A 25,759-nucleotide genomic window follows, 5' to 3' on the forward strand; every position below is an offset into this window, starting at 1 on the left:
CCCCGGAGCTCGACAACACCCGCTCCGAGGCTGAGAGCTGGGACTTCACCGGCGGCGCAGGCGCCGTCGGCACATCGGGCGCCACCCACCCCCAGTCCGACGGCGCCCGCACCTTCGCCGCGCACAACTCCGACCTGCCCACGGACGCGCCCGACGCCTCCACCGTCGGCGTGCCGCCGACAGCGCACCTGCAACGGGATCGGCGCCCAAGGATTCTACCTGGCCCGGGAGATGGGACAGCAAGCCGTCCGGACCCGGTGATCAGGGATAAGACCAGGAAGCAGAAGGAACAGCAATGAGGCACTTCTTCAACCCACGGCTGCCCGTGCCGTCACGCGGCAAGCCGAGTCGGCCCAGATCCCGCCCCAGGCTCCGGGCGGCTCTCGCCCTCGCTGCCCTGTCGGCCGTGAGCATCGTCGGTGCGAACACTGCGGCGTATGCTGCTGCCGATGCCCCGTACGGGGGTACGGCGGCGGCGGTGCCGGGGACGGTGCAGGCGGAGAACTACGACACCGGCGGTCAGGGCACGGCCTACAGCGTCACCGCCGTCAACGGCTCCGGCAACAGCTACCGCTCCGACGGCGTCGACCTGGAGGCCACCACCGACACCGGCGGCGGCTACGACCTGGGCTGGACCGGGGCCGGACAGTGGTTCAAGTACACCGTCAACGCCGCGGCGGCGGGCACCTACGCGGTCAGCCTGCGGCTCGCCGCACCCACCGCCGTCACCGACGCCCTCCACATCGCCAACGCCGCCGGAACCAACCTCAGCGGGAGCATCGCCGCCCCGGCCACCGGCGGCTACCAGACATGGACCACCGTCACCACCACCGTGACCCTGACCGCCGGTGCCCAGACGCTGACGCTGGACCAGGACAACCCCGGCTGGAACATCAACTACCTCACCTTCGCCAACTCCGATGCCCCGTACGGCGGTACGGCGGCAGCGCTGCCGGGCACCGTGCAGGCAGAGAACTACGACACCGGCGGCCAGGGCACCGCCTACAGCGTCACCGCCGTCAACGGCTCCGGCAACAGCTACCGCTCCGACGGCGTCGACCTGGAGGCCACCACCGACACCGGCGGCGGCTACGACCTGGGCTGGACCGGAGCCGGACAGTGGTTCAACTACACCGTCAACGCCGCCACCGCAGGCACCTACACCGTCAGCCTGCGCCTGGCCGCACCCACCGCCGTCACCGACGCCCTCCACATCGCCAACGCCGCCGGAACCAACCTCAGCGGAAACATCAACACCCCCGCCACCGGCGGCTACCAGACCTGGACCACCGTCACCACCACCGTCACCCTGCCCGCCGGCCAACAAACCCTCAGACTCGACCAGGACAACCCCGGCTGGAACATCAACTACCTCACCTTCGCCACCTCCGGCAGCGGCACGCCCCCGCCGGCCACCGGCGGCAGCCTCGGCTCGAACGTGATCGTGTTCACCCCGAGCGAGCCGGAGGCCACGATCCAGAGCGAGTTGACCAGCCTGGGCAGCCAGCAGAACCCGAACCAGTTCGGCACCCAGCGCTACGAGCTACTCTTCGAGCCCGGCACCTACGGCACCGCGGCCAGTCCGCTGGACTTCCAGGTCGGCTACTACGAGGCGGTCGCGGGCCTGGGCCAGAACCCCGGCCAGACCGTGATCAACGGCACCATCGACTCCTACAACCAGTGCCCCGGCGGCGTGCAGACCAACTGCAACGCCACCGACAACTTCTGGCGCTCCATCACCAACCTGACCATCAACGTCGCCGGTCTGACCGGCTGCTTCGCCGGCGACGAGGTATGGGCGTCCTCGCAGGACTCCCCGCTGCGTCGGGTGGACATCAACGGCAACACGACCCTGATGGACTTCTGCGACGGCTCGCCGGACTACGCCTCGGGCGGCTACATCGGTGACTCGGACCTGAACGGCACGGTCACCAACGGCTCGCAGCAGCAGTACTTCACCCAGGACACCACGGTCGGCAGCTGGAGCAACGCCGTGTGGAACCAGGTGTTCTGCGGCGCCCCGGGCGCCCCGGCGCAGAGCTTCGCCGGCAACTCCGGTGACAGTGGCGGCCCGGCCTCCTACACCACGCTGGCCAACTGCCCGGTCTCCGAGCAGGAGCCCTACCTGTACCAGGACTCCTCGGGCAACTACGACGTGTTCGTCCCCTCGGTCCAGTCCAACACCAGCGGCCCGTCCTGGTCCGGCGGCAGCACCCCGGGCACCTCGCTCTCGGTGAACAACACCTTCTACGTCGTCAACGCGTCCAGCACCATCACGCAGATCAACGCGGCGCTGGCTGCGGGCGACAACCTGCTGTTCACCCCGGGTGTGTACAGCTACGCCTCGGCGATCAACGTGACCAAGGCGGACACGAAGATCATCGGCCTCGGCTTCGCCACCCTGATCCCGACCGCCGGCAACGTGACGATGAACGTGGCGGACGTGCCGGGCGTCAATGTCTCCGGCCTGATCTTCGACGCCGGACCGGTCAACTCCCCGGTCCTGCTGCAGGTCGGCGCAGCGGGCTCGACGGCGAACAACGCCGCCGACCCGGTGACCGTCGACGACGTCTCCTTCCGGATCGGCGGCGCGGAGGCCGGCTCGGCGACCACCAGTTTCGTCGACGACAGCAACAACTCGATCATCGACGACGTGTGGGCCTGGCGGGCCGACCACGGCACCGGCGTGGGCTGGACGGCCAATACCGGCGCCAACGGCCTGATCGTCAATGGCAACAGCGTCTCCGCGTACGGCCTGGCCGTCGAGCACTACCAGGGCTACGAGGTCGAGTGGAACGGCCAGAACGGCGAGCTGCTCTTCTTCCAGAACGAGAACCCGTACGACGTGCCGTCCCAGTCCGCCTGGATGTCCAGTTCGACGCAGGACGGCTACCCGGCCATCTACGTCCCCAACAGCGTCACCAGCTTCACCGGTTACGGCCTGGGCAGCTACTCCTACTTCGACCAGGGCGTCGCGATCGAGAACGCCATGGCGTTCCAGGTCCCGACCACCTCGGGCATTCATATGAACGACCTGCTGACCGTGTTCCTCAACGGCTCCGGCGGGATCGCCTCCGTGGTCGACGGCACCGGCGCGGCGGTGAGCTCCACCAATATCGGCCCCAGCGATGTGGTCTCGTTCAACTGACCCGATTCGCACCCGACCGAACCGGGGCTGCGGCCGATGACGCCGCGAAGATCCGGGCCTGACCCCGACAACCAAGAAACCGGTTGTTCCGTACCGACTTCCGTCGGTGCGGAACAACCGGTTTCGTCGGTGTTCCTCTGTGCGCGAGGGGGGACTTGAACCCCCACGCCCCGAAGGGCACTAGCACCTCAAGCTAGCGCGTCTGCCATTCCGCCACCCGCGCATCGGGCTCGTCAGTCCGGCGTCTCCGTCGTGCTGACAGGGAAAACAATACCAAGGAAACGGAGTGCTTCTGACCGTGGTCCACCTCGGGCGACGGCTCCGTGCCTGCTCGGCGAGCAATCGACATCGCTGGTGACCGTCGAGAGCAGCCGGAAGAGGGTCCGCCCCGGACCGAGGCAGTCATCGGCAGCCAAGAAGTGGACACTTTACGCATCCGCAGCAGTACCCAGCGTGATCGAGAGGTGTGATGGCGGACGAGCCGACAGCGATGGCGCCAGAGACCGTCCGGGCTCGCACGCATCATGAGGATGGCGGCAGCGACATGCACGACCCCGAATCCGTTCCCGTTCCGGCCACCGCGTCCGCGCCACCGCCGCCACCACCGGCTCCCGCGCCGCCCGCACCCGGGGTCGAGGGGGTGTGGCGCTTCGCCGCCCCGGCGGTGGAGGTGTCCGTCCCGCAGGCCCGGCACGCGGTGCGCGACCTGCTGATCGCCCAGGGGCTGAGCGGCCCGGCCCATGCCGAGCTGTTCGACGGCCTGCTGCTGATCGTCTCCGAGCTGGTCACCAACGCGGTCCGGCACGCGGCGCTGCTCTCGCCGCAGATCGTGGTCGAGGTGGTGATCGGCGGGGGCTGGGTGCGGCTCTCCGTGGAGGACAGCCACCCCTACCGGCCGAAGGCGCTGCAGAACGACTTCGGCCGGACCGGGGGACGCGGACTGCTGCTGGTGAAGGCGGTCAGCACGGGGGCCGGCGGCCTCTGCGACGTGGAGCGGACGGCCGGCGGCGGCAAGATCGTCTGGGCCTCGATGCCGCTGGCGTCCAGCGCCACGGGCCCGGCCACGGCCCGCCCGGGCACGAGCCGCCCGGGGACGACCGGCCCGGGCGCGACCGTGCCGTCACCCGGCCGGTATCCCTGACCGCCGACCTGCGCCCCGCTTCTGCAAAAACGTCACAGCACCCCCGCAGGACGGACCGGCCTCAGACCACGGCGCGCCACCAGTGGTCCAGCTTCGGCGGGTCCGCCACCTCGACCCGCTCGCCCGGCCGGGGGACGGCGATCCGCGCGCCCCGCTCGTCCGCGTCCACGCACAGCCGCTCGACCGGCTCGGACCAGTCGTGCAGACCGAGCACGAAGGTCCCCCAGTGCACCGGGACCATCAGGCCGGCCCGGACGTCCAGGTGGGTGCTGACGCCCTCCTCGGGCGTCATGTGGATGTCCTGCCAGTGCTCGCTGTAGGCGCCGATCTGCACCAGCGACAGGTCGAAGGGCCCGTAGGCGGCGCCGGTCTCGCGGAAGCCGTCGAAGTAGCCGGAGTCGCCGCTGTAGAAGACCCGGTGCTCCGCGCCGATGATCGCCCAGGAGCTCCAGAGCGTCCCGTTGTTGGCGAAGCCGCGCCCGGAGAAGTGGTGCGCGGAGGTGCAGACCACCCGGAGCTCGCCGATCCGGGCCTCCTGCTCCCAGTCCAGCTCGGCGAACCGGTACCGCTCGATGCCCCAGCGCTCCAGATGGGCGCCGACGCCCAGCGGCACCAGGAAGCGGACGTCCGGCTGCTCGGCCGCGATCTCCTGGACGCTGTGCATGTCGAGGTGGTCGTAGTGGTCGTGCGAGATCACCACCACGTCGATCGGCGGCAGCTCGGCGATCTCCAGCGGCGGCCGGTGCATCCGGCGCGGCCCGACCGACTGGGTCGGCGAGCAGCGCTCGCTCCACACCGGGTCGAACAGCACCCGGGCACCCTCGATCTCGACCAGGGTGGTCGAGTGCCCGAGCCAGGTGACCGCGAGCGTCTGCGAGGCCGGGCCTTCGGCGGTGACGTCCCTGACCAGCGGAATCGGCTGCGAGGGGTGGCGCAGCTCCTTGCCGAACAGCAGTTCGCGCACGATCGTCCGACCGGCCGGGGTCTCGTGCGCCCGCACCGCGCTCGGGGGGTTGTGGAAGACCCCGTCCCGGTAGCGCGGCGAGTTCCGCATCCGCTCCCCGCGCTCGCCCCGGGTCGGGTCGCCGCCCATCGCCGCGGGGATCTCCCGGGCGACCCATGCCGCCGTCCCTGCCGCCACCGCGCCCAGCGCCACCGCGATGGCGCCCACTCGTGCCCGCCGCATCATCAACTGCCTCTCCGTCAGAGCCTTGCCTCCGGAAGAACGCGCCTGCGGAGGCGGCCGTTCCCTCAGCCGACCGTGGTCAGGAAGTCGTCCAGTACCGCCGCGCCGAACTGCAGCGCCTCCGCCGGGACCCGTTCGTCCACGCCGTGGAACAGGCCCTGGAAGTCGTAGCCCGGCGGCAGCCGCAGCGGCGAGAAGCCGTAGCCGACGATACCGAGCCGGGAGAACTGCTTGGCGTCGGTGCCGCCCGACATGCAGAAGGGGACGACCGCCGCGCCCGGGTCGTGCGCCAGCAGGCTCTCCGCCATCGCCGCGAAGGTCGGCGAGTCGACCGGCGCGGTCAGCGCGGTCTCCTGGTGCAGGTAGGACCAGTCGACGTCGGGGCCGGTGAGCGCGTCCAGCGCGGCCTCGAACTCCGCCGCGAAGCCGGGCAGGGTCCGCCCGTCGACCTGGCCGGTGGCCAGTCCGGGGATCACATTGGTCTTGTAGCCGGCCTGCAGCACGGTCGGGTTGGAGCTGTTGCGGACGGTCGCGACGACCAGCTTGGCCGCCGCCGGGTCCAGCCGGGCCAGGTAGCCGTCGGCGTCGAAGGCCGGGTCGTCGACCTCGGCGGCGCTCAGCGGCACCCCGGTCGCGGCGCCCAGGGCCAGCAGTGCGGCCCGGACGGTCGGGGTGATCCGCACCGGCCAGCGGTGCTCGCCGATCCGGGTCATCGCGGCCGAGAGCCTGGTCACCGCGTTGGCCGGATTCGGCTTGGAGCCGTGTCCGGCGGTGCCCCTGGCCTCCAGCCGCAGCCAGCCGGTGCCGCGCTCCCCCGCGCCGACCGGGTAGAGCCGCTGCCCGGCCGCGGTGTGGACGGTGTAGGCGCCGGACTCGCTGATCCCCTCGGTGCAGCCCTCGAAGAGCTCGGGGTGGTGCCGGACCAGCCAGTCGGAACCGGCCGCCGCACTGTCCTCCTCGTCGGCGGTGAAGCAGAGCACGATGTCGCGGCGCGGCATCCGGCCCTCGCGGGCCCAGGCGCGGACGACGGCGAGCATCATCGCGTCCATGCCCTTCATGTCGACGGCGCCGCGTCCCCACACCACGCCGTCGCGGATCTCACCGCTGAACGGATGCACGCTCCAGTCCTCGGCCTGCGCCGGGACCACGTCCAGATGGCCGTGGACCAGCAGCGCCGGCAGTTCCGGCTCGCTGCCGCCGATCCGGGCGACCACATTGGCGCGGCCGGGCGCGGACTCCAGCACCAGCGGCGAGAGCCCGGCCTCGGCCAGCCGCTCGGCCGCGTACTCGGCCGCCGGCCGCTCCTTGCAGTCGCCGCCGCCGCGGTTGGTGGTGTCGATCCGGATCAGCTCCGAGGTGAAGCGCACCGCCTCCTCGCCGCGCCGCGTCCCGTCCACCGTCGCGCCCTCGCTGCCCACTGCGCCTACCGCTGCCATGCCCGCACCTCTCCTGCCTGCGGCGCCGCGGCTACGACTGCCGCCGCGTCGCGGACTCCTCCGACTCCGCACGATCATGCCGCACGCGGACGCGCCCGCGCCCGCCGATAGAATCAGCGGTCTATGACTGCCACCCTCGTCGCCAAAGACCTCACCACCGGACACGGTGACCGTGTCCTCTTCTCCGATCTCGACCTGGTCGTCGCCCCCGGCGACGTGGTCGGGCTGGTCGGCGTCAACGGTGCGGGCAAGTCCACGCTGCTGCGCCTGCTGGCCTCGCTGGAGCCGCCCGAGTCCGGGACGGTGCGGCTGAGCCCGCCGACCGCGACCGTCGGCCACCTCCCGCAGGAGCCGGAGCGCCGTCCGGGCGAGTCGGTGCGGGCCTTCCTGAGCCGCCGGACCGGCGTCACCGCCGCCCAGGCGGAGCTGGACGAGGCCACCCAGGGCCTGGTCGACGGCGTCGCGGGCGCGGACGACGCCTACTCCACCGCACTGGACCGCTGGCTCGACCTCGGCGGCGCGGACCTGGACGAGCGGGCCGAGGCGGTCGCCGCCGACCTGGGCCTCGGCATCAGCCTGGACCTGCCGATGACCGCGCTCTCCGGCGGCCAGGCCGCGCGCGCCGGGCTGGCCTCGCTGCTGCTCAGCCGCTACGACGTGTTCCTCCTCGACGAGCCCACCAACGACCTGGACCTGGACGGCCTGGAGCGGCTGGAGTCCTTCGTCTCCGGCCTCCGCGCCGGCACCGTGCTGATCAGCCACGACCGCGAGTTCCTGACCCGGACGGTCACCCGGGTGGTCGAACTCGACCTGGCCCAGCAGCAGGTGAACCACTACGGCGGCGGCTATGCCGCCTACCTGGAGGAGCGCGAGACCGCCCGTCGGCACGCCCGGGCCGAGTACGACGAGTACGCCGACACGGTCTCCTCGCTGGAGGCCCGCGCCCGCACCCAGCGCGCCTGGATGGAGAAGGGCGTCAAGAACGCCCGCCGCAAGGCCCCCGACAACGACAAGATCGGCAAGGCGATGCGGACCGAGTCGACGGAGAAGCAGGCCGCGAAGGCCCGGCAGACCCAGCGGCTGATCGAACGCCTGGACGTGGTCGACGAGCCCCGCAAGGAGTGGGAGCTGCGGATGGAGATCGCCGCCGCGCCGCGCTCCGGCGCGGTGGTGGCGACCCTGCGCGGGGCCCGGGTCAGGCGCGGCGACTTCGCCTTCGGCCCGGTCGACCTGCAGATCGACTGGGCGGACCGGGTCGCGATCACCGGCGTCAACGGCTCCGGCAAGTCCACACTGCTGGCCGCCCTGCTGGGCCGGCTGCCGCTGGACGAGGGCCAGGCCTCGCTCGGCCCGGGCGTGGTGGTCGGCGAGGTCGACCAGGCGCGCGGACTGTTCCTCGGCGAGGAGCCGCTGCTGGAGGCCTTCGGTGCGGCCGTCCCCGACCTGCCGCCGGCCGAGGTCCGCACCCTGCTCGCCAAGTTCGGGCTGCGCGCCGCGCACGTGCTGCGCACCGCCGCCACCCTGTCCCCCGGCGAGCGCACCCGGGCGGCGCTGGCGCTGCTCCAGGGACGCGGGGTCAACCTGCTGGTCCTGGACGAGCCGACGAACCACCTGGACCTGGCCGCCATCGAGCAGCTGGAGTCCGCGCTGGCCTCCTACACCGGCACCCTGCTGCTGGTCACCCATGACCGGAGGATGCTGGAGGCGGTGGCCACGACCCGCCGGATCACCGTCGTGGACGGCCGGATCAGCGAGAGCTGAGCCGGCCGCCAGGCCGCCCGACCGACGCCCGCCCGCCCCGGTCGGCGTGAACTGGTGTCCCGTCAGTTCGTGCTGACCGGAACGTACTTGTAGCCGACGCGGCGCACGGTCACCACGGAGTCCCGGTAGGGCGCGCCCAACTTGCGCCTCAGCCGGGCGACGTGGACGTCCACCGTGCGCCCGTCGCCGACATGGCCGTAGCCCCAGACGGCGGAGACCAGGTGGTCCCGGGTGTGCACCCGGTGCGGATACGCGGTCAGGTGGGCGAGCAACTCGAACTCCAAGTAAGTGAGTTCCAGCAGCTCGCCGTCCACCCGGGCGCTGCGCAGCTCCCGGTCCAGCACGATGCCGGCGTGGTCCGGACCGGCCGCAGCCGGCTCCGGCGCCACCGTCGGCGGGACCTCGCGGGCCGGGACGGCGGTCACGTCGAGCTCGGTGCCGACCGGTACCAGCACCAGGTAGCCGACCAGGCCGGGGTTGGGCAGGGAGTCCGGGAGCCGGTAGACCCCGGCCGGGACCTGCTCCTCCGGGACGGCGCGGAGCCGGGGGCCCGAGGGACCGACCAACCGGGTCAGCCCGGCCAGGTCGGTGAAGTCGGTCAGGTCGGCAGGGCTGACCAGGGCGAGCGGAGAGACGTTGGACATGGCAGGACTCGCTTTCGCACGGGAAGAGGACGCGGACGGTCTTCTGCGCGCGGGCGGTCGGAGGTGTGGTCAGCCGAGCCGCTGCGCGCCGGTCGCGCGACAACAGGTCTCGTCGAAGTGGAACGGCTGCCGGGACGGCCAGAACGGTTCGAGGTCGAGACGCCTCGTCCCCCCGTTCGGGGCTGCGTCGGTGGCATGCGGGTCCATGGGTCCATTCAAGCAGATCCCTCCCGCCGGGCAACAGTCACCCTGCGATCGGCAGTCCGTCACGCTCAGGAACGGAGCTCCGCGCCGACCTCGTGCATGTGGGCCAGGCCCTGCCGGTAGGACTCGACCAGGCCGGTCTCGGTGTAGGGGAGGCCGAGTCGGGCGCAGTGGGCGCGGATCAACGGCTGGGCGGCGCGCAGGTTGGGGCGCGGCATGCTCGGGAAGAGGTGGTGGTCGATCTGGTAGTTGAGGCCGCCCAGGAAGAAGTCGGTGAACGGGCCGCCGCGGACGTTGCGCGAGGTCAGCACCTGGCGGCGGAGATGGCCCCAGCGGTCGCCGTCCGGGTCGGGCATCTCCATGCCCTTGTGGTTGGGCGCGAAGGCGGAGCCGAGGTGCAGGCCGAACAGGGCGTGGTGCAGCGCCGCGAAGGCGAGGGCGTGCAGCGGGTTCATCGCGCACAGCAGCAGCGCCGTGTAGCCGACCAGGTGGATCGCCAGCAGCGACCCCTCGACCAGCCGCTCGCGCGGGGACTGGTGCCGCAGGTGCTGGATGCCGGAGACCTTCAGCGCGACGCCTTCGAGCAGCAGCAGCGGGAAGAACAGCTTGGCCTGATGACGTGTCATCCAGCGGGCGAAGCCGACCCGTTCGGCGGCCTGGTGCTGGGTCCAGACCAGGGCGCCGACGCCCACGTCCGGATCCTTGTCGATGTGGTTGGGATTGGCGTGGTGGCGGTTGTGCTTGTCGGTCCACCAGCCGACGCCCATCCCCAGCAGCAGGTTGCCGTGCACCAGCCCGATGACCCGGTTCACCCGGCGGCCGGCGGCGATCTGCTGGTGCCCGGCATCGTGCCCGAGGAAGGCGGTCCGACCGCCGAGCACGGCGGCCGGCAGGGCCAGCGCGAGCACCCACCAGGAGCCGCCGACCAGCAGCACTCCGGCCCAGGTCGCGGCGAGCAGCAGCAGGTTGAGGGCAATGCTGCGGGCGTACCAGCCGGTGCGCCGCTCCAGCAGACCGGCCGCCCGCACGCTGCGCAGCAGCGGACTGAACTCGTCGGCGCCCACGGCGCGCGCTGCGCCCCGGACGGCCGCACCTGGGTCGACCGTGCCTCGGACGGTGCTGTCGGCGGCCGTTGGCGGCATGGGATCTCCTCGGATCGACGGTGCGGATGACCGTCGACCGGCCCCCACAGCCAACCTAGGGACCGCGCTCCACGGCGACCATGGAGTGCCCACCCGGCCCGGCCGGGGGGTTACCCCCCGGTGCTGGCCCCCGTACTCCGCTGCGGGAAAGCGTCGCCTGCCTGCGTCACACTGCTTCCCTTCTAATCTGACGACCTGTTAGATAATCACCTGCGGATGACCGCCCTGGGCCCTCCGCGTCCCGAGTACCGAGGAGCCGCACGTGTCCTCTGCCCAGGTCCCCACGTCCCCCGCATCCGACGCGCCACCACCGCCGCCACCGCCACCGGCCGTGCTGGAGAACGCGTCCCGACTCCGGATCTTCGGCGTGATCTTCGTCGTCGTCCTCTTCGCCGAGATAGCCGCGCTCCAGTACACGATGGTCGCCGCGGCGGCCCGGGACATCGCCCCCTCCTTCCCCGGGGTCGGCGCCAACATCAGTTGGATGGTCATCATCTTCGGCCTGGTGGGCGGCGCGACCACGCCGCTCTTCGGAAAGATGTCCGACCTGTGGGGCAAGCGGCTGATGATGCTGGTGTCCGGCGCCGCGTTCGCCGTCGGCACCCTGATCTGCGCCCTGACCGGCTCCTGGGCGCTGTTCCTGGTCGGCCGGGCGCTGGAGGCGGTCGCGATCAGTGCGCCCACCGTGGCCTACGGCCTGTTCCGCGACATCCTGCCGCGCCGCTACATCCCCGCCTCCATCGGCGTGATCGCCACCGGCCTGGGCATGTCCGCGCTGTTCGCGCCGCTGCTCGGCGGCTGGCTGCTGGACCACTACTCCTGGCGCTCGCTGTTCTGGTTCATGCTGATCTTCGTGCTGGTGATGGTCCCGCTGCTGTACTTCCTGGTCCCGGAGACCCCGCTGCGCAACGAGCAGAAGCTGGACGTCATCGGCGCGCTGCTGCTGGCGGTCGGCGTCGGCCTGATCCTGCTCTACCTGTCCAACGGCGCGACCTGGGGCTGGGGGCGGCCCACCGCCTGGGGCTGGCTGGTCGGCGGACTGGTGCTGCTGGTCGCGTTCGTCATAGTGGAGCGCCGCAGCGCGCAACCCATCATGGACCTGGAACTGCTGTTCTCACCCAAGGTGGTGATGGTGCTGCTGGCCGCGCTGATGGGCAGCATGGTGATCGGCATCCAGGGCTACTCCATCCCCTACATGCTGCAGACCCCGCACCGGGCCCAGCTCACCCACATGATGCTCGGCCAGGTGGTCGCGGGCTCCGGTGGCCGGGTCACCGCCGCGATGGAGCCGATCCTCCACATCGTCTTCAACGCCCCCCTCGCCTACGGCCTCGGCGCGACCCTGCTCGGCTACGGCCTGCACTCGGCGATCTTCTCCGGCGGCACCGGGATGCTGGCCGGCGGCGGCGCGGGCGAGTGGTCCCGCAAGGTCGGACCCCGGCTGCCACTGATCGGCGCGATGGCGACGTTCACCCTCTCCACCGTGCTGTACGCCTTCTTCTCCCACTCCGCCTGGCAGTACGCGTTGTTCGCGATCATCTTCGGGCTCGGCTTCGGCGCCTTCTACGCCTCCGCCCCGAACCTGATCATCGAGGCGGTACCGGCCCGGCAGCAGGGCATCAGCGCCGGCATGCTCGGCGTCGTCAACAGCCTCGCGACCTCCGTCGGCACGGCGGTGCTCACCGCCTGCCTGGCCGCCAACCCGCTGAAGTTCAAGGTGGTCATCCCCGGCATCTCGGCGAAGCTGACCGGCGGCTACTACACCGTACCCAGCCTCTACAGCGACGCCGGCTACCGTGACGGCCTGCTGGTCGGCGCGGGCGCCGGGCTGATCGGACTGGTGATCGCGCTGGCCATGCGCCACGGCCGCGCCCCCGCGACCGGCGGCGAGATCAGCGGCTGAGCCCCCGGTCCCCGGGGGATCCGTCCCCGGGGAATCTGCCCCGGGATCCCTCCCTGGGGATCCCCTCCCCTGAGAATCGCTCCCCTGAGAATCGCTCCCCTGAAGGTCGCTCCCCCGAGGGAGCCGCTCACCCCAGCCGCAGCAGGCTCCCCTGCGGATCCACCCGGTCCGCCGTGTCGTCGTCGAACCAGATCCCGCCGGTCGCGAGATACCGGAACCGGTGCTCGCCCGGCGGGAACGACAGCGTCACCGTCCGCGTCCCGTTGCGTCGGCGGACCAACTCCGCCGCGCCGGGCTGCCAGCCGTTGAAGTCCCCGACCACGCTCACCGTACCTTCGGGCTCGTCCGCCGCCAGCCGGAACGTCACCCTCGTCCGGCCGCCGAACAACCGCGTCCGCGTCAGCAACGCGACCACCCCTCTTCCCGCGTCCACCCCGTCACTCCACCGGTCTCAACCGACAGCATGGCCGATCCCCGCCCGGCGGACCAGAGCGGCCCCTGTCGGTCCGTCCGAGCGCCGGGCTACCCTTCGGTAATGAGCTCAGTCGACGCGTTCTACCTGCCCCTCGGCGACGACCGTTTCGCCTCCACCGTCCTCACCCGGGGACCGTGGAACATCGACTCCCAGCACGCCGGACCGCCCGCGGCGCTGCTCGGCCGGGCCGTCGAGCACCGCGCCGACGCCCGGCCCGGCTTCCGGGTCGCCCGGATGACCTTCGAGATCCTGCGCCCGGTGCCGATCGCCGAACTCACCGTCAGCACCAGGCTCGCCGAGGCCGGCCGCAGCGTCGAGCGGATCGAGGCCTCACTCGCCGGACCGGACGGACGGGTGGCGATGCGGGCCACCGCGCTGCGCATCCGGGTGGAGGACGGCGCGGCCCCGGCGGTCGACCTGCCGCTGACCGTTCCCGGCCCCGGCGGGCTCACCCCCGACCCCTTCCAGGTCCGCTGGGACGAGGGCTACCACACCGCCATGGAGGTCCGCTTCGCCTCCGGTTCCTTCACCGAGCCCGGACCCGCCGTCTGCTGGTTCCGGATGCGCCACCCGCTGGTCGCGGACGAGGAGGTCTCCGGGCTGAGCCGGGTCCTGATCGCGGCGGACTCCGGCAACGGCATCTCCGGCGAGCTGGACATGGCCAGGAACCTCTACGTGAACCCGGACCTGACGGTGCATCTGAGCCGCTACCCGGTCGGCGCCTGGGTCTGTCTGGATGCCCGCACCGGCATCGACCAGGCCGGTATCGGCCTGGCCTCCAGTCGGCTGTCGGACGAGAAGTCGGTGATCGGCCAGTCGGCGCAGAGCCTCTTCGTGACCAAGCGATGACAGCGCCCGCCGACACCGTGGAACTGCTGAGCTACCCCGAACAGCAGGTCCCGGCGGCGCTGCGGGTCCAGGTCCTGGCGCTCCAGCAGCTGGCCTGGCCCGACGCCCCGGACGACCCCGGCCACGAGCCCGGCCACGACCCGGGGCGCGACCCCGGCCACGACCCGCTGCTCGACCCGCAGTCGCTGCTGCTGGTCGGCGTCGCCGACCGCACCGTCGTCGCCGCGCTGGACGTCCTCTCCAAGGAGATCGTCCACGAGGGCCGCCGCTACGCCGCCTCCGGGCTGAGCCGGGTGGTCACCGCACCGGACCGGCGCGGCCGGGGCCACGGCCGCCGGCTGGTCGCCGCCGCGCACGCGGCCGTCCGCGACGGCGGCGCCGACCTGGCCCTGTTCACCTGCGACACGCCGCTGCGCGGCTTCTACGAGAGCGCCGGCTGGCGGCACCTCCCGGGTACCTACTTGATCGGCGGCACGCCCGAGGAGCCCTTCCCCAGTTTCATGTTCGACAAGGTGACCATGGGCGACTTCTTCTCGCCCCTGGCCCGGGAGCACGCCGCCGACTTCCTCGGCCGGAACATCCGCCTGCACAGCGGTGCCATCGACAAGCTCTGGTGACGGTCTCGGCCGAGCCGGACGTCGACTCCCGCGCACGTCCGCCGGATCAGGGCGCTCGTGACGCGGGAGCGGCACGGCTGGTACCGGTCCCCGGGCAGCGGGCAGCGGCGGCAGGAGCAGCACCGCACCAACGCCCCTGGCATGATGCCTTCATGCAGTTCAGTCAGAACTTCGCCACGACCTGCGCCGTGACGATCCCGGTGCTGTCACTCGCGGCCGCGGTCAACATCCGGGAGGCACGCGAGCGACCGGTCAGACGCACGGGAAGGCGTGAGTACGCCGGGCGGTGGACTCGGGCTCGGGCAGCCGGGGTGCACCTGGCCGAGGAGGTTCGCTGGGCCCGGACCACGGCGGCAGGCTGGTTCTGCCTCCAGCTGTCCAGCGTGACGGCCGAGATGCTCTGCCTCTGGGCGCTGGCCAGTCCTGGCGACTTCGAACCTTCGGGCGCCCTCGGACTGGCGGCGCTCTGGTTCGTCCTCGTGGTCATCGCCGTGCAGATGCTGCTGCTCGTCGTGCGCCCGGCCGGAGTGACCGACGCTTCGGACAGACCCGGCCCGCGCAACTCCTGAGGGGCTGCGCCCGAAGGAGGATCTCCTCCGGTGCGTACCCTTCACTCTCACGCCAGTGCGGCTCGTGGCAGTACGGCCAGGGTTCACCGTCCGGCCACAGCATCGGCCCGCCGACGTGACTGTCGTCGGGCCGCCCCGGCAGGCACGACAGTCACGTCGTCGGGCCGCCCCGGCCTGGGGTGCAACCGGGTCGTCCGGGCTCGGTAGAGGGCCAGCTCCGGGAACAGGGCCTCCACCGACACCGGCCTGGCCGGCGTGGTCCTCGTCATGCGCAGACCGTACGCGGTCGGGCGAACGACGCGCGAGCGGATTGCCACGAGCCCGCTGCGGACGCTCGCAATTCGTGGCCATCGCACCGCATTCAGCCTGTTGAGCGGCATATCCGGTGGCCTCGGACCTTGCTGGCCGACATCACAGCCAGCCCCTGGAGTGCCCGCATGTCCATACGCACCAGGAATTCCCTCATCACCCTCGGCCAGGGCGTCCTGCTCATCACCGCCCTCACCGTCTATGACCTGTCCAAGCCCCACACGCACTTCGCGATCACGTGGCCGTTCGTCGTCCTGATCGTGCTGTGGCTCGGCATCACGGCCCGGCGATGGTGGCTGTACGGGCCATCCGCGAAGGCGGCCGAAAAGCGCGCCAAGGTGGAGGAGATCGCCGAGAAGAGGCGCGCGCGGCGGGCTCGCGGCATCACGCCGTAGTGGTGTGGCGGCCGAGAACAGGACGTTCCTGCCCGTCGGCCGATCCGGTCACGACGGCAGCCGCGAGCTCGATCCAGCTCCAGCCCCTGTGCCACGGCTGATCCGTCTCGGAGCCGGTCCACCGATCCCGAGCCGTCCAACTTCGCCTCCCGCAGCGGTGCGCGAACGGAACAATCAGCAGGCTGGTGGCAACGCCGCGCACGAACGCGAACCGGCACCCCGCCTGCCCTCGCCCTTGCCGCAGCCGGACCGGGGAGTCAGACCGTCAAGGAGCGGACACCCGGCTGCTCGGCGGGCGCAGCCGGAACGGCGACATGCCAGAATCCGACGGTGACCCGCTACTACTCGGCCCCGTTGTGGCCGTACCGTATAGGGATGCTCCTCGGAGCAGCCATCGTGCTGCCGGCCGCCGGGGCACTGATCGCCACCACCCCGTTCGGCCGAGGCACCGCAATCGGCTGCGTCCTCGTGGGCGGCGGACTGGTCCTGCTACGGCTCTGGTGGCGTCTGCACGACAAGCAGACGGGCCTCGGTCGCCGGTTCCAGATTGCGGCGGCGTGGCTGACTCTCGCCACGATCGCCGCGTTCGAGACCTCTCTGGTTCTGTTCCTCGGACAGTCTCCCGGCGATCCGATCGGGGCCTACGTTCCCTCCATCGCACTTGCTGGGGTGGCGGTTTGCTGCCTCACGGGTCGGATCGTCGTCGGCTTGAAGGGGCGCCGATTCATTCGTCCTTCGTTCGGCCCCCACAGCCGGTCTGCCCGGCGGGCACTCCCGCGCTGAGAACGATCGCCGTGGTCACGGGCTGCTCGGGAGGCAAGCCGCCCTGGGGGTGGCCGAGACACCAGCCGTCAGCGGCTTCGTTGTCCGTGAACAGGGCGAACTCGACTGCGAACATCCGCTTCCCATCCCCCGACCCCGGTGTGACGCAGCCGAGGGTGACGGGCAACCGACCGGTCGCCCTGATCGCCTCCCAGGACGCCGGCAGCAGCGATATCCTTCCGTCGGCCTGGCCGGGAGAAATGGGGCCGCAGTCCGGTTGATCGTCCTGTACGGTGGGCGACATCCAGGTGCGAGGGTGACGAGTTCTTCTCCTGCCAAGAGAGTGACCCGGCTTCAAATCCCGCCCGGCGCTGCTGCGTCGGTAGCACAGCGGCCCAGAGCGCTGATGGCCGCGTCGCCGACCTCGAACTCTGGATACACAACTTCACGTGCGCCCTCCCGGTGCGAAGGCCCGAGGCTACTTCTGCAAAAGGTTCCGCCTCAGGCCGTCATTGACCTCGGGAGTACGTGCATCGGGGTGCCCGGTGCGACAGCTACGGGTTCATCAATGGGTCACGGGTTCGATTCCCGTCCGGTCGGCGCGAGCCGGCCGGTAGCTCAGTTGGTAGAGCAGTTGACTACAAACTCCCGTCGCCGACCTTGATCTCGGGCACCCCGCTGCATGCCTTCCCCTCCCGTACGACCTCGCCATGACGGCCCATGACGTCGTACCCGAGCGGCAACCGCTCGCAACTGCCTGCCGCTGTGCGGCTTCCGCGAGAGCACCGGTGAGGTGAGCGCCGGCCGCCGCGATTGTCCGCCAGAATGGAGCCATGACCAGCGCCACCACCCTCACTGTCAGCACTGCCAACGTGAACGGACTCCGGGCCGCCACCGGCAAGGGCTATGTCGAATGGCTCGCCGCCACCAAGGCTGACGTCGTCTGCCTCCAGGAGGTCCGCGCCGAAGCGCCGCAGCTCGCCGCGCATGTCCGCGAGCCCGAGGGCTGGCACACCCTGTGGGCCCCGTCCGTGGCCAAGGGCCGCGCGGGCGTCGGGCTGCTCTCCCGGACCGAGCCGCAAGCCCAGCGGGTCGGCTTCGGCTCGGCCGAGTTCGACACCACCGGCCGCTACGCCGAGTTCGACCTGCCCGGCCTGACCGTCGCCAGCCTCTACCTGCCCTCGGGCGAGGTCGGCACCCCCCGCCAGGACGAGAAGGAGCGCTTCCTGGAGGAGTTCCTGGAGTACCTGAAGATCCTGCGTGCCCGCGCCGCCGCCGAGGGACGCGAGGTGCTGGTCTGCGGCGACTGGAACATCGCGCACCGCGAGGCCGACCTCAAGAACTGGAAGACCAACCAGAAGAACGCCGGTTTCCTCCCCGAGGAGCGCGCCTGGCTGAGCCGGGTCCTGGACGAGGCGGGCTACGTCGACGTCGTCCGCTCCCTGCACCCGGAGGCGACCGGCCCGTACTCCTGGTGGACCTATCGCGGCCAGGCCTTCGACAACGACGCGGGCTGGCGGATCGACTACCACATGGCCTCCCCCGGCCTCGCCACCAAGGCCGTGTCGGCGGTGGTGGAGCGCGCCGCCACGCATGCCGAACGCTGGTCGGACCACGCGCCGGTCACGGTGACCTTCGAGCTGTGACGATTCGACGCGAGCCGACTGTTCGAGCTCTACTTCGACCTGTAAAGGGGCTCTGAACTGGGGTCTTTCAAATTTACCACAACGGCGTCGCTACAGGCCAAGGGTTTTCTGGCCTGCAGCGACGCCGCGTTTGGACCAACTGCACAGTAGTCAGGCGTCTCTCATGTGCACCGGATGTGACCCGAGATCGAACTCGGCGAGGACCAACTTCCGGGTCGGAGTCGAGCGGGCACACGCATCCCAGGTTTCGGCATCAGCTCACCTTGTGCGCCATGACGTGGCACTAAGTACAGCTCGCGTATCCCGCAGACAGAAAAAGCGGGACATCTCGCCTCTTCGCCTCGGCGAATGCCTCAGGACACCAGGGCCACCAGTCGATCGGGTTGCTGGCGTGCTGCTGCAGATACGGCGAGCTCATGGCCCCAAGGCGGTTTACACGGAACAGGGTTGCACACCCAGCTCCCCCCGATCGGCGCACCGCGACCGAAGCGCTCCACGCGACGCGGCCGACACCTCGCTGTACTACGCCATCTCGTGGTCGGAAAGCTCTTTCCCTATCCGCCCGAATTCTCCAGACCCACGATGGATCGGAGGCTTCCTCGGAACCGCGAGTCGTCGCGGCAGCTCCGCTGGGGTGGGAGCTGCCGCCCCGTGCATGTGTCGACGGGCTTCGCGCCTTCTAACGCGTTCGGGAGTGCTCGTTCAGCGGTTGGTGCGGGTGATGGGCGGGGGTGCGTAGCGGCCGGTGGTGATGTCCGCGTGCGGGAGGTACTGGCGCAGGATGAGCCGGAAGAGGACGTCGGGTTCGGTGGTGGGGAGCCAGTTGGCTTCCTTGTCGTGGCCGGGGTTCTCGCGCTGGAGGTAGAGGGTGAGCCAGCCGTCCGCCTCGTAGTGCAGGTCCTTGTTGAGGCTGCCGAGGTGGTAGCGGTTGATCGGGTTCTCGACCAGGAAGCCCTGGGGGTTGAGGTACATGGTGACCGACCAGAAGGCGCCGACCGGGGGGAAGTGGTCGGGGCCGAAGTGCAGTTCGTGGGTGTGCTCGCCGGACAGCGGGTAGCCGTCGCCGTCGAGGATGGCGCCGACGTAGTACGCCTCGTCCGCGCTGTTGGCGAGCAGGCCGAGCTGGGCGATCTCCAGGCGGGAGAAGTAGTCGGTGCCCCAGTCGCCGATGGTGTCGGGGTCGACCAGGACCCAGCCGTTGCGCGAGGGTCCGGCGAAGGGCATCTCGGCGTACAGGTCGTGCAGGCCGTCTGCCACGGCACGCCGGAGCCCGTCCACCGCGGCCGGGTCCAGCGCGGCCGGGTCGAAGGCGCGGTGCGGGGCGATGCCCAGCGGGGCGAGCAGGCCCAGGACCCCGGCGTCGGCGGCCGGGGGCGGGGACGCGGCCAGGCAGTCGGCGAGCATCCGGTAGAAATCCAGGGGATCGCCGGCCGGGCTGCGGAAGTCGCGGGCGGGCGGGTTGGCGGCCGGGTCCGGCTTGGACGCGGTCGGGTCCGCCGGGCGCAGTGCGATCCGCCCCTGCAGGGCGACGGCGGCGGGGACGTCGTCGTCCAGGATGGTGACCCGGGCCAGCAGGCAGATCAGCGCGGTGGGTGCGGTGATCACCCGGGTGATCCCGTCGGGGACGGTGCCGCGCCAGCCGGGGCCGGTGAGCAGGAAGTCGCCGCCGTGGGTGTCGCCGGTGCGGGTGCCGACGTAGCCGAAGCTGTTGGTGTACATGTCCAGCAGTTGCACGGTGAAGTATCGGTCGTCGATGGCCGGGACGGTGAGCACCATCGCGCCGCCGCTGAGGTCGACGAAGGTGCGGGAGTAGGGGGCGTCGACGATGGGGGTGACGAAGTAGGTGTCGCGTGGTTCGGCGCGGCGCGGGGTGTGGTGGATCTCGTTGATGGCCCCCAGATGGGTGGGTGCGGTGGTGTCTACGTGCCACTCCCACAGGCTGCGGTGCATCTCCAGCAGCGGGAAGCCGTAGCGGAACGCGACTGTCCCGGCCCAGTGGCCCAGGTTCGCCTGCGCTTTCTCGTGCCCCTGCGTGATCTGCTGCACCAGTGACTGCGCGTCCATCTGCACTCCGATCGGGTGACGGCGGTGGTGAAGGCTCCCGCTAGGACCGGGCGGTGAGGTCACCGGGGCGCCAGCTGCCGTCGAAGGCCGGTTGGGCGGGGCCGTAGATCCGGAAGTGGCAGAACCAGCCCCGGCCGGGGACGGCCTGGATCCAGCGGCCCTCGGTGCCTTCCGGCCGGGTCGGACCGAAGTGCAGGTCGACGTGGTCGGCGCCGTCGGCCGGGGTGAGGTCCTCGAACAGGGAGCGCAGGGCGGCCTGGTCCTGCTCGGCGGTGACCTCGGAGCGGGTCTGGGCGTCGTAGCAGGTCACCGACCAGAACAGGCCCGCGGGGACTCCCGCCCGGGTCGCGCCTGACTGCGCTCGCGGTGACCTCGGCCGGTGAACTACTCACCGCCACCGAGAGTGGACAGCTGCTCCTGCTCTCCGTTCTCACCAGCCCTGCGCAGCCGACGGCTGGCACCCCGAGCAGCTACGAGCTTGCCAAAGCCGCAGCCACTACGTTCCTGGCCGCCACTTCCGAACTCCCCGCCGACGGCGACCTGGAGACCGACCTCATCCTCACTGACGGCACCCGCACTTGGGCAGCCGATGATCTCTCGACACTGACCGAGTCCGACCCGACGGATCCCACCTGGCTACAGCTTCGCGCCGCCGTCAACAAGATCTTGACTTAGGGTGCGTGATCGACGCTGATCTGCCCTGGATGTACGCGAGCGTCTTCCAGCGTCCTGCGGCACAGGACACTAGAAGTAAGTGACCTGAACGACATGGATCTGCTCATGCCGGACGATGGTCAGATACTCGAACATGCCGCCTGGGACGTCGGCGGTTCTGCTCTTCGGGTTCTCACCCCGGTACAGGGTCCCGTCGAGGTAGAGGGCTGCCGCGGCTCGGACCAGCTCGTCAGCTCTGGCCTCGACTTCGGCGACGAAGGCCGGCGGTGCACCGCCGATCACGTATTTCTCTTCTGGGAGGTACTCCCACGCCCACGTCATGCGCCCAACGCCCGGTAGGCGGCTCGGATGATCTCGGCAGCGGTGAGGGCGTGGCGCCGGGAGTCCTCGGGTTCCTCCTCCACCTGCATGAGGTACTCAGCTCGACGCAGCTTGAGGGCAATCTCGGGGTGCCGCTCGATCTCAACGATCACGGCCCACCGCAGGAGGAACCCTCGGAGGGGATCGAGTGTGTCGGAGTCGATGGCCATGGTGATCGCTTCAGCCTGCTCAGCCTGCATCTCCAGCAGACGATCCGAGGCCACGACCGCCAAGGCGGCCTTGAGGGCGGTGATGGTCCGCTCAGGGCGCGGGATCAGCTCTTCAGCGTGGTGCTCCGGCTGTGCGGTCACGTGTCCTCCGTGCGTTTAGGCCGAGACCACGTTACAGCGCGACAAGCCCTCCGCTCAGCCGCTTGGGCTGGCGCGCCACCCTGTTCGCCTCACCCGCCCTTAGCACGCCGACCAGTGCCAGCGCCAACCACGGATAACCCTGCGTGGCGCTCGTCAGTACGCGGTCGACGCTGCGGTTCTCGTCACCGCTCAATACCTCTCAACACGTCTCATTAGTTGGGGGTCCGGCGTGTGCACCGGTTGTGCACCGGTCCTCAGGCAGGCCACAAACATGCAGGTCAGGGGCATATTCATACTGTACTTCGACCTGTAGAGGTCTCCTGGACTGCGGAAATGTAGCCAGAGCGATGTGAATCGGTGCAGGTGAGGAGAGTCTCTGCCTGCACCGATTCGTTTCAATCGGAGGCGACGAGGCACTTCCGCAAGCTCTCATGTGCAATGTGTGCACCAAAATCGAACTCACTCCGGCGAGGCCCGCAGCCGTGAAGTCCTGCGGCCCGGGCGGTACATCGACCGGTCTCAGACCGCCAGAACCTTGACCTTCACAGGGCTACCCGTTCGCCCAGCATCGGCTCGGTCCAGTCGATCGCCGAGGAGAGTGGAGATGTCGTCCACGTCCGAGGTCAGCACGGTCACCGGCTTGTCGACTGCGGCCAGCGCAGTGGCGACAACCATGGCGTCAATGGCGTATTTGTGCCCATGCAGACCCGCGCTCTTCAGAAGGTTCGACGCAGCCCTGGCCAGATCCTGTGTGAGAGGGACGGCCACCAGACGGGACAGCGCCCAGTCGAGCCTCGCGGAATGCACTCCAACGCAGTCGGCCTCAACGACGGTGGCAGCCGCGATCACGACCCGGACGTCGTCCTGGGCGGCCACCACCAGACGCGCCGTCATCTTCCGATCGGCACGCAGGTAGAGCGAGAGGGCCTCGCTGTCGAGCACCCAGGTCCCACTCACGCGACCTCGCCACGCGGCACCGCGCCGTAGATCTCCTCGCGAGCCGCTCGGACCTCCTCAGGCGTGAGCGAACCGTGGATCTCCTCATTTGCCTGGATCATCGCCTGAAGATTGTCACGCTCTATCTGGCGCCGCACAGCCGCCTCGACATACGGCGAAACGCCACGCTTCCCCACGCGGTCGCGTACCGAATCGATGACACTGGCGTGAAAGGACACCGACACGGAAACGGTCGGATCCTGCTCAGGGGCGGGAGTGCTGTCAGCCATACCAGAACTCTAGCAAAACTTTTGCCAGAGCAAGAGCGGACAGATGTCGACGACCCGAATTGCCATCGATCGGGATGCGCAACGCGCCGTTCGCCGATCGGGCGGACGCCCTCCGCACCAAGGGGAGACGATCAGTCGATTACCGCAAACCCACTGGTCAGAGCCCTCATCGAGCTGCACTTCGACATCTGAGCAGGTGGGCGACTCGACCCTTGTCGGACAAGGGTCGCGGCCCCGAGAAGGGGCTCTGACCTGCATTAATGCCACTCTGCATTGATCGTTGATCATCACTGGTTTTCAGTCTCACGTGGAACGCGCGTGGAAGGTGATCTTGATTTCCTGACTGGCCGTCAGTAGCCACGGAGACCCTGCCGCTCACTACCGAGAGCGACAGGGTCTCCGTGTTGCACCGGGCATGTTCGACTCACCTTGATGTCGTGGCCTACCGGGCGAGTCACGTCAGATATGCGCGCGGATCTGACGAACGGGATGCCCGAGAACGTCCCCGAGGGCCGTGAGGTCCTCCGCGCTGAACCAGCGGCGCTCCGGGTTCCATACGGCTATCTCGAAGCGTGCGAAGCCGCAGGGCCAGTCGTAGTCGAGCGCATCCAGTGAGGTCGCGGTGCCGCAGCACGGGACTTCGGTGACGAGGGTCGTAAACCCGCTCTCGGCGTGTTATTCGAGGAGGTCCGACCACCTGTTCCGCCACGGGTCGGCGGGCTGGTGGCCGGTGGTGAAGTGTTCGGCGGCTTGGAGGCGGGCCAGGATCTTGGGCAGGGACAGGTCGGAGGCCAGGCCGCTGCCGGAGTACCAGACCGGCTCCTGGCCGTGGTCGGGGTCAGACCTCGTCCGCCGCGGTCAGCTCGCCGCCGCCGGCGAGTCCGGCGGTCCACTTCTCCTCGACGTTCCCGAAGCGCCAGATGAGCAGGGCGGCGGCCCAGGTGACGACGAACATGCCGACGATGACGAAGCCGGCCTTGTTGATGTCGAACCCGGCCATGTCGTCCCAGAACTGGCCCTTCAGGTTCAGCTCCTGGGGCAGCAGGCCCAGGACCTCGACGGTGCCGATGAAGAAGCAGATGGCCACGGACAGGCCGGTGATGGCAAGGTTGTAGTAGACCTTGCGGACCGGGTTGAGGAAGGCCCAGCCGTAGGCGACGTTCATGAAGCAGCCGTCGATGGTGTCCATCAGGCTCATCCCGGCGGTGAACAGGATCGGCAGCGCCATGATCGCGTACCAGGGGACGTGCTGGGTGGCCAGCAGCGCCGTGGTGGCCAGCAGCGCGACCTCGGTGGCGGTGTCGAAACCCATCCCGAAGACCACACCGACCGGGTACATCTGCCACGGCTTGCGAATTGCCCGCATCCACTTGCCGAAGAAGCGGTACATCAGCCCGCGCGCCTCCAACTGGGCCTCCAGCGCGGCTTCGTCGTACTCGCCCCGGCGCATGGAGCGGAACACCCGGACGATCCCGGCCAGGATCACGATGTTCAGCACCGCGATCAGGTACAGGAAGCTCGCCGAGACGACCGTCCCGAAGACCCCGCCGAACTGTTCCAGGCTGGAGTTGTCGTTGGAGACCGCCGAGTACACCGTCTTCTCCGCGAAGACGATGCCGACCCCGATCGCCACCACGATCGTGGAGTGGCCGAGGGAGAACCAGTAGCCGACGCTCAGGGGGCGCTGACCCTCACTCATGAGCTTGCGGGTGGTGTTGTCGATCGCCGAGATGTGGTCGGCGTCGAAGGCGTGCCGCAGCCCCAACGTGTAGGCCAGCACCGCTACGCCGACCCCCATCCCCTTGTAGTGCTGGGGCACCACCAGAAAGATGAAGATCCCGAAGCCGATGACGTGCAGCGCCACGATCGAGCCGAACATCAGCGCCGCCCGCCGCCACTCCGCCGGACTGAGCGCCTGCTGCAACTGTCTGTACCGGCCGACCAGACCAGATCCGCCTGCCGGGGTCACGGTGCCGGACATCGCCATCGACTGCTCCTTCGCTGCCGCAGCCGGAGCAGGCCGGCTGACCGGGAGGTCCTTATTGCACATTAAATGCAATAGCTAAAGATAGCCAGGAAGGGTCCCGCGTCAACCCTGCCCCCATCCAGCCCCGGACTGAGGCTCCTTGTGGGCTCTCGGTGACCACGGGGCGATTTCGTCGGACTGTCCGAGGGGGAGGTGGCGTCCGATGGTCACTGGCCCGTCCCCTCCATCTGCTGCGAGGTCATTCCGTGCCTCATCGCACCGGGCTCCGCCATCGTGGCCTGCATGATGCCCTGCATGGTGAGCGAGCCGGGCGGCCCCACCGGCGCGAACGCGTACACGGTCCCGGACCTGGCGAACATCAGGTCGATCGGGATGGTGGCACCGGGCTCGGCCGGCTGCGTCAGTCCGGACAGGACGATGCTGTCGCCGCCCGGGTCGAGCGTGACCGTGCCGTGGGCCGGGATGGTGATCCCGGGCAGGGCCTGGCCTGAGGCGGTGACCAGTCCGGCCCGGGCTGCGGACGGGGTGGAGATGCCGAGCAGCCGGTCCGGCGCGTCGCCGGCGTTCCGGATGACCAGGTAGCCGTGCACCACGCCGTCGGCGGGCGGCTTCAGGTAGGCGTTGACCATGCCGAGTACCGGCACGCCCGGTGTGCGGTGGTCGGCGAACGTGAGCTCGCCGCCGACGACCAGCAGCAGGGCCGCCAGCAGAGCCGCCCCGGGGAGCAGCAGTTGGCGTCTGCGGCGGCCGGCGGAGGCGGCACCGTAGGCTTCCAGCTCGGCAGCCTCCCGCTCCAGTTCCAGCAGTTCCGGCTCGTCCAACTCCTCTGTCCGTTGCCTGCCCGACGCGGGTTCGGCCGCACTGCCTCTCGCCCGGTCGCCCGGGTGGGCGGTCTCTTGGACTCGCACCGTCGGCGCAGCCGCCTCGCCCCACAGTGCCGGTCCCCGGC

The 25,759-nt window shown here is 70.1% G+C and carries 23 protein-coding genes, 1 tRNA gene and 3 pseudogenes; 11 read left to right on the top strand and 16 right to left on the bottom strand.

Annotated elements, in window-relative coordinates:
* The first annotated feature begins 406 nt into the window (after positions 1 to 406).
* Positions 407 to 3,148 carry a carbohydrate-binding protein gene (locus BS75_RS06195; protein WP_197091905.1) on the top strand — a complete coding sequence of 914 codons (2,742 nt, stop codon included), beginning with the start codon at positions 407 to 409 and terminating at the stop codon, positions 3,146 to 3,148.
* A gap of 140 nt (positions 3,149 to 3,288) precedes the next feature.
* Here BS75_RS06195 and BS75_RS06200 read toward each other — a convergent pair.
* A tRNA-Leu gene (locus tag BS75_RS06200) sits at positions 3,289 to 3,371 on the bottom strand.
* Positions 3,372 to 3,692: 321 nt separating this feature from the next.
* On the opposite strand from BS75_RS06200, the gene BS75_RS06205 reads away from it, so the two are divergent.
* Positions 3,693 to 4,289: an ATP-binding protein gene (locus BS75_RS06205; protein WP_081982129.1), complete on the top strand. Its 597-nt coding sequence runs from the start codon at positions 3,693 to 3,695 to the stop codon at positions 4,287 to 4,289.
* Positions 4,290 to 4,350: 61 nt separating this feature from the next.
* On the opposite strand, the gene BS75_RS06210 is transcribed toward BS75_RS06205, so the two are convergent.
* Together BS75_RS06210 and BS75_RS06215 are read right to left on the bottom strand one after the other, a co-directional pair.
* A complete protein-coding gene (locus BS75_RS06210; protein ID WP_052069233.1) occupies positions 4,351 to 5,478 on the bottom strand; it encodes an MBL fold metallo-hydrolase in 1,128 nt (375 codons plus the stop codon).
* 62 nt (positions 5,479 to 5,540) lie between these two features.
* Positions 5,541 to 6,911, bottom strand: coding sequence for a M20/M25/M40 family metallo-hydrolase (locus BS75_RS06215; RefSeq protein WP_034087479.1), 1,371 nt, complete (start codon positions 6,909 to 6,911; stop codon positions 5,541 to 5,543).
* A 123-nt stretch (positions 6,912 to 7,034) separates the two neighbouring features.
* Here BS75_RS06215 and BS75_RS06220 point away from each other — a divergent pair, with 123 nt between their 5' ends.
* Positions 7,035 to 8,672, top strand: coding sequence for an ABC-F family ATP-binding cassette domain-containing protein (locus tag BS75_RS06220; RefSeq protein ID WP_034087480.1), 1,638 nt, complete (start codon positions 7,035 to 7,037; stop codon positions 8,670 to 8,672).
* Between the two features lie 62 nt (positions 8,673 to 8,734).
* Here the strand turns inward: BS75_RS06220 and BS75_RS06225 are convergent, their stop codons facing one another.
* Together BS75_RS06225 and BS75_RS06230 are read right to left on the bottom strand one after the other, a co-directional pair.
* On the bottom strand, positions 8,735 to 9,316 hold the full coding sequence (locus tag BS75_RS06225) for a winged helix-turn-helix domain-containing protein (protein ID WP_081982130.1): 582 nt from the start codon (positions 9,314 to 9,316) through the stop codon (positions 8,735 to 8,737).
* 272 nt (positions 9,317 to 9,588) lie between these two features.
* On the bottom strand, positions 9,589 to 10,662 hold the full coding sequence (locus BS75_RS06230) for an acyl-CoA desaturase (RefSeq protein ID WP_034087481.1): 1,074 nt from the start codon (positions 10,660 to 10,662) through the stop codon (positions 9,589 to 9,591).
* 262 nt (positions 10,663 to 10,924) lie between these two features.
* On the opposite strand from BS75_RS06230, the gene BS75_RS06235 reads away from it, so the two are divergent.
* A complete protein-coding gene (locus BS75_RS06235) occupies positions 10,925 to 12,565 on the top strand; it encodes an MFS transporter (protein ID WP_034087482.1) in 1,641 nt (546 codons plus the stop codon).
* 127 nt (positions 12,566 to 12,692) lie between these two features.
* Here BS75_RS06235 and BS75_RS06240 read toward each other — a convergent pair whose 3' ends face one another.
* On the bottom strand, positions 12,693 to 12,998 hold the full coding sequence (locus BS75_RS06240; RefSeq protein ID WP_231607686.1) for an isoamylase early set domain-containing protein: 306 nt from the start codon (positions 12,996 to 12,998) through the stop codon (positions 12,693 to 12,695).
* A 102-nt stretch (positions 12,999 to 13,100) separates the two neighbouring features.
* Here BS75_RS06240 and BS75_RS06245 point away from each other — a divergent pair, with 102 nt between their 5' ends.
* From BS75_RS06245 to BS75_RS06255, 3 genes are all read left to right on the top strand, one after another.
* The gene (locus BS75_RS06245) at positions 13,101 to 13,889 is read left to right on the top strand and encodes a thioesterase family protein (protein WP_034087483.1); all 789 of its coding nucleotides are present in this window, start codon (positions 13,101 to 13,103) and stop codon (positions 13,887 to 13,889) included.
* A complete protein-coding gene (locus tag BS75_RS06250) occupies positions 13,886 to 14,506 on the top strand; it encodes a GNAT family N-acetyltransferase (RefSeq protein ID WP_231607687.1) in 621 nt (206 codons plus the stop codon). Before BS75_RS06245 ends, BS75_RS06250 begins: the two co-directional genes overlap by 4 nt.
* 152 nt (positions 14,507 to 14,658) lie before the next feature.
* Entirely contained in the window at positions 14,659 to 15,075 is a 417-nt protein-coding gene (locus BS75_RS06255) for a hypothetical protein (protein WP_034087484.1), read from the top strand.
* A gap of 19 nt (positions 15,076 to 15,094) precedes the next feature.
* Here the strand turns inward: BS75_RS06255 and BS75_RS49970 are convergent.
* Positions 15,095 to 15,344 (bottom strand): annotated as a pseudogene (locus BS75_RS49970) (hypothetical protein); the annotation flags it as partial.
* A 168-nt stretch (positions 15,345 to 15,512) separates the two neighbouring features.
* Between BS75_RS49970 and BS75_RS06260 the strand changes: the two are divergent.
* From BS75_RS06260 to BS75_RS06270, 3 genes are all read left to right on the top strand, one after another.
* Positions 15,513 to 15,779 carry a hypothetical protein gene (locus tag BS75_RS06260; protein WP_034087485.1) on the top strand — a complete coding sequence of 89 codons (267 nt, stop codon included), beginning with the start codon at positions 15,513 to 15,515 and terminating at the stop codon, positions 15,777 to 15,779.
* A 330-nt stretch (positions 15,780 to 16,109) separates the two neighbouring features.
* Complete coding sequence (locus BS75_RS47855) at positions 16,110 to 16,562, top strand: hypothetical protein (RefSeq protein ID WP_042439010.1); 453 nt, start codon at positions 16,110 to 16,112, stop codon at positions 16,560 to 16,562.
* A gap of 812 nt (positions 16,563 to 17,374) precedes the next feature.
* Positions 17,375 to 18,187: an exodeoxyribonuclease III gene (locus BS75_RS06270; protein ID WP_034087487.1), complete on the top strand. Its 813-nt coding sequence runs from the start codon at positions 17,375 to 17,377 to the stop codon at positions 18,185 to 18,187.
* 286 nt (positions 18,188 to 18,473) lie between these two features.
* On the opposite strand, the pseudogene BS75_RS46115 reads toward BS75_RS06270, so the two are convergent.
* From BS75_RS46115 to BS75_RS06280, 3 genes and pseudogenes are all read right to left on the bottom strand, one after another.
* Positions 18,474 to 18,632 (bottom strand): annotated as a pseudogene (locus BS75_RS46115) (DUF255 domain-containing protein); the annotation flags it as partial.
* Positions 18,633 to 18,889: 257 nt separating this feature from the next.
* Entirely contained in the window at positions 18,890 to 20,251 is a 1,362-nt protein-coding gene (locus BS75_RS06275; RefSeq protein ID WP_052069234.1) for a DUF1254 domain-containing protein, read from the bottom strand.
* 40 nt (positions 20,252 to 20,291) lie between these two features.
* A pseudogene (locus BS75_RS06280) lies at positions 20,292 to 20,576 on the bottom strand (DUF1214 domain-containing protein); the annotation flags it as partial.
* A gap of 41 nt (positions 20,577 to 20,617) precedes the next feature.
* On the opposite strand from BS75_RS06280, the gene BS75_RS06285 reads away from it, so the two are divergent.
* Positions 20,618 to 20,926 carry a hypothetical protein gene (locus tag BS75_RS06285; RefSeq protein ID WP_034087489.1) on the top strand — a complete coding sequence of 103 codons (309 nt, stop codon included), beginning with the start codon at positions 20,618 to 20,620 and terminating at the stop codon, positions 20,924 to 20,926.
* Between the two features lie 69 nt (positions 20,927 to 20,995).
* On the opposite strand, the gene BS75_RS06290 is transcribed toward BS75_RS06285, so the two are convergent.
* From BS75_RS06290 to BS75_RS49975, 6 genes are all read right to left on the bottom strand, one after another.
* The gene (locus BS75_RS06290) at positions 20,996 to 21,247 is read right to left on the bottom strand and encodes a hypothetical protein (protein WP_034087490.1); all 252 of its coding nucleotides are present in this window, start codon (positions 21,245 to 21,247) and stop codon (positions 20,996 to 20,998) included.
* On the bottom strand, positions 21,244 to 21,597 hold the full coding sequence (locus BS75_RS06295; RefSeq protein WP_034087491.1) for a hypothetical protein: 354 nt from the start codon (positions 21,595 to 21,597) through the stop codon (positions 21,244 to 21,246). Before BS75_RS06295 ends, BS75_RS06290 begins: the two co-directional genes overlap by 4 nt.
* Positions 21,598 to 22,116: 519 nt before the next feature.
* Entirely contained in the window at positions 22,117 to 22,491 is a 375-nt protein-coding gene (locus BS75_RS06300) for a DNA-binding protein (protein ID WP_231608101.1), read from the bottom strand.
* 59 nt (positions 22,492 to 22,550) lie between these two features.
* Positions 22,551 to 22,823: a hypothetical protein gene (locus tag BS75_RS06305; RefSeq protein WP_034087492.1), complete on the bottom strand. Its 273-nt coding sequence runs from the start codon at positions 22,821 to 22,823 to the stop codon at positions 22,551 to 22,553.
* An 838-nt stretch (positions 22,824 to 23,661) separates the two neighbouring features.
* Positions 23,662 to 24,804, bottom strand: coding sequence for a Nickel transporter NicT (gene nicT, locus BS75_RS06310; protein ID WP_197092040.1), 1,143 nt, complete (start codon positions 24,802 to 24,804; stop codon positions 23,662 to 23,664).
* Positions 24,805 to 25,016: 212 nt separating this feature from the next.
* Positions 25,017 to 25,439 carry a copper chaperone PCu(A)C gene (locus tag BS75_RS49975; RefSeq protein WP_231608102.1) on the bottom strand — a complete coding sequence of 141 codons (423 nt, stop codon included), beginning with the start codon at positions 25,437 to 25,439 and terminating at the stop codon, positions 25,017 to 25,019.
* Between the last annotated feature and the right edge of the window lie 320 nt (positions 25,440 to 25,759).

Source organism: Streptacidiphilus albus JL83, from assembly GCF_000744705.1.
Classification (GTDB): domain Bacteria; phylum Actinomycetota; class Actinomycetes; order Streptomycetales; family Streptomycetaceae; genus Streptacidiphilus; species Streptacidiphilus albus.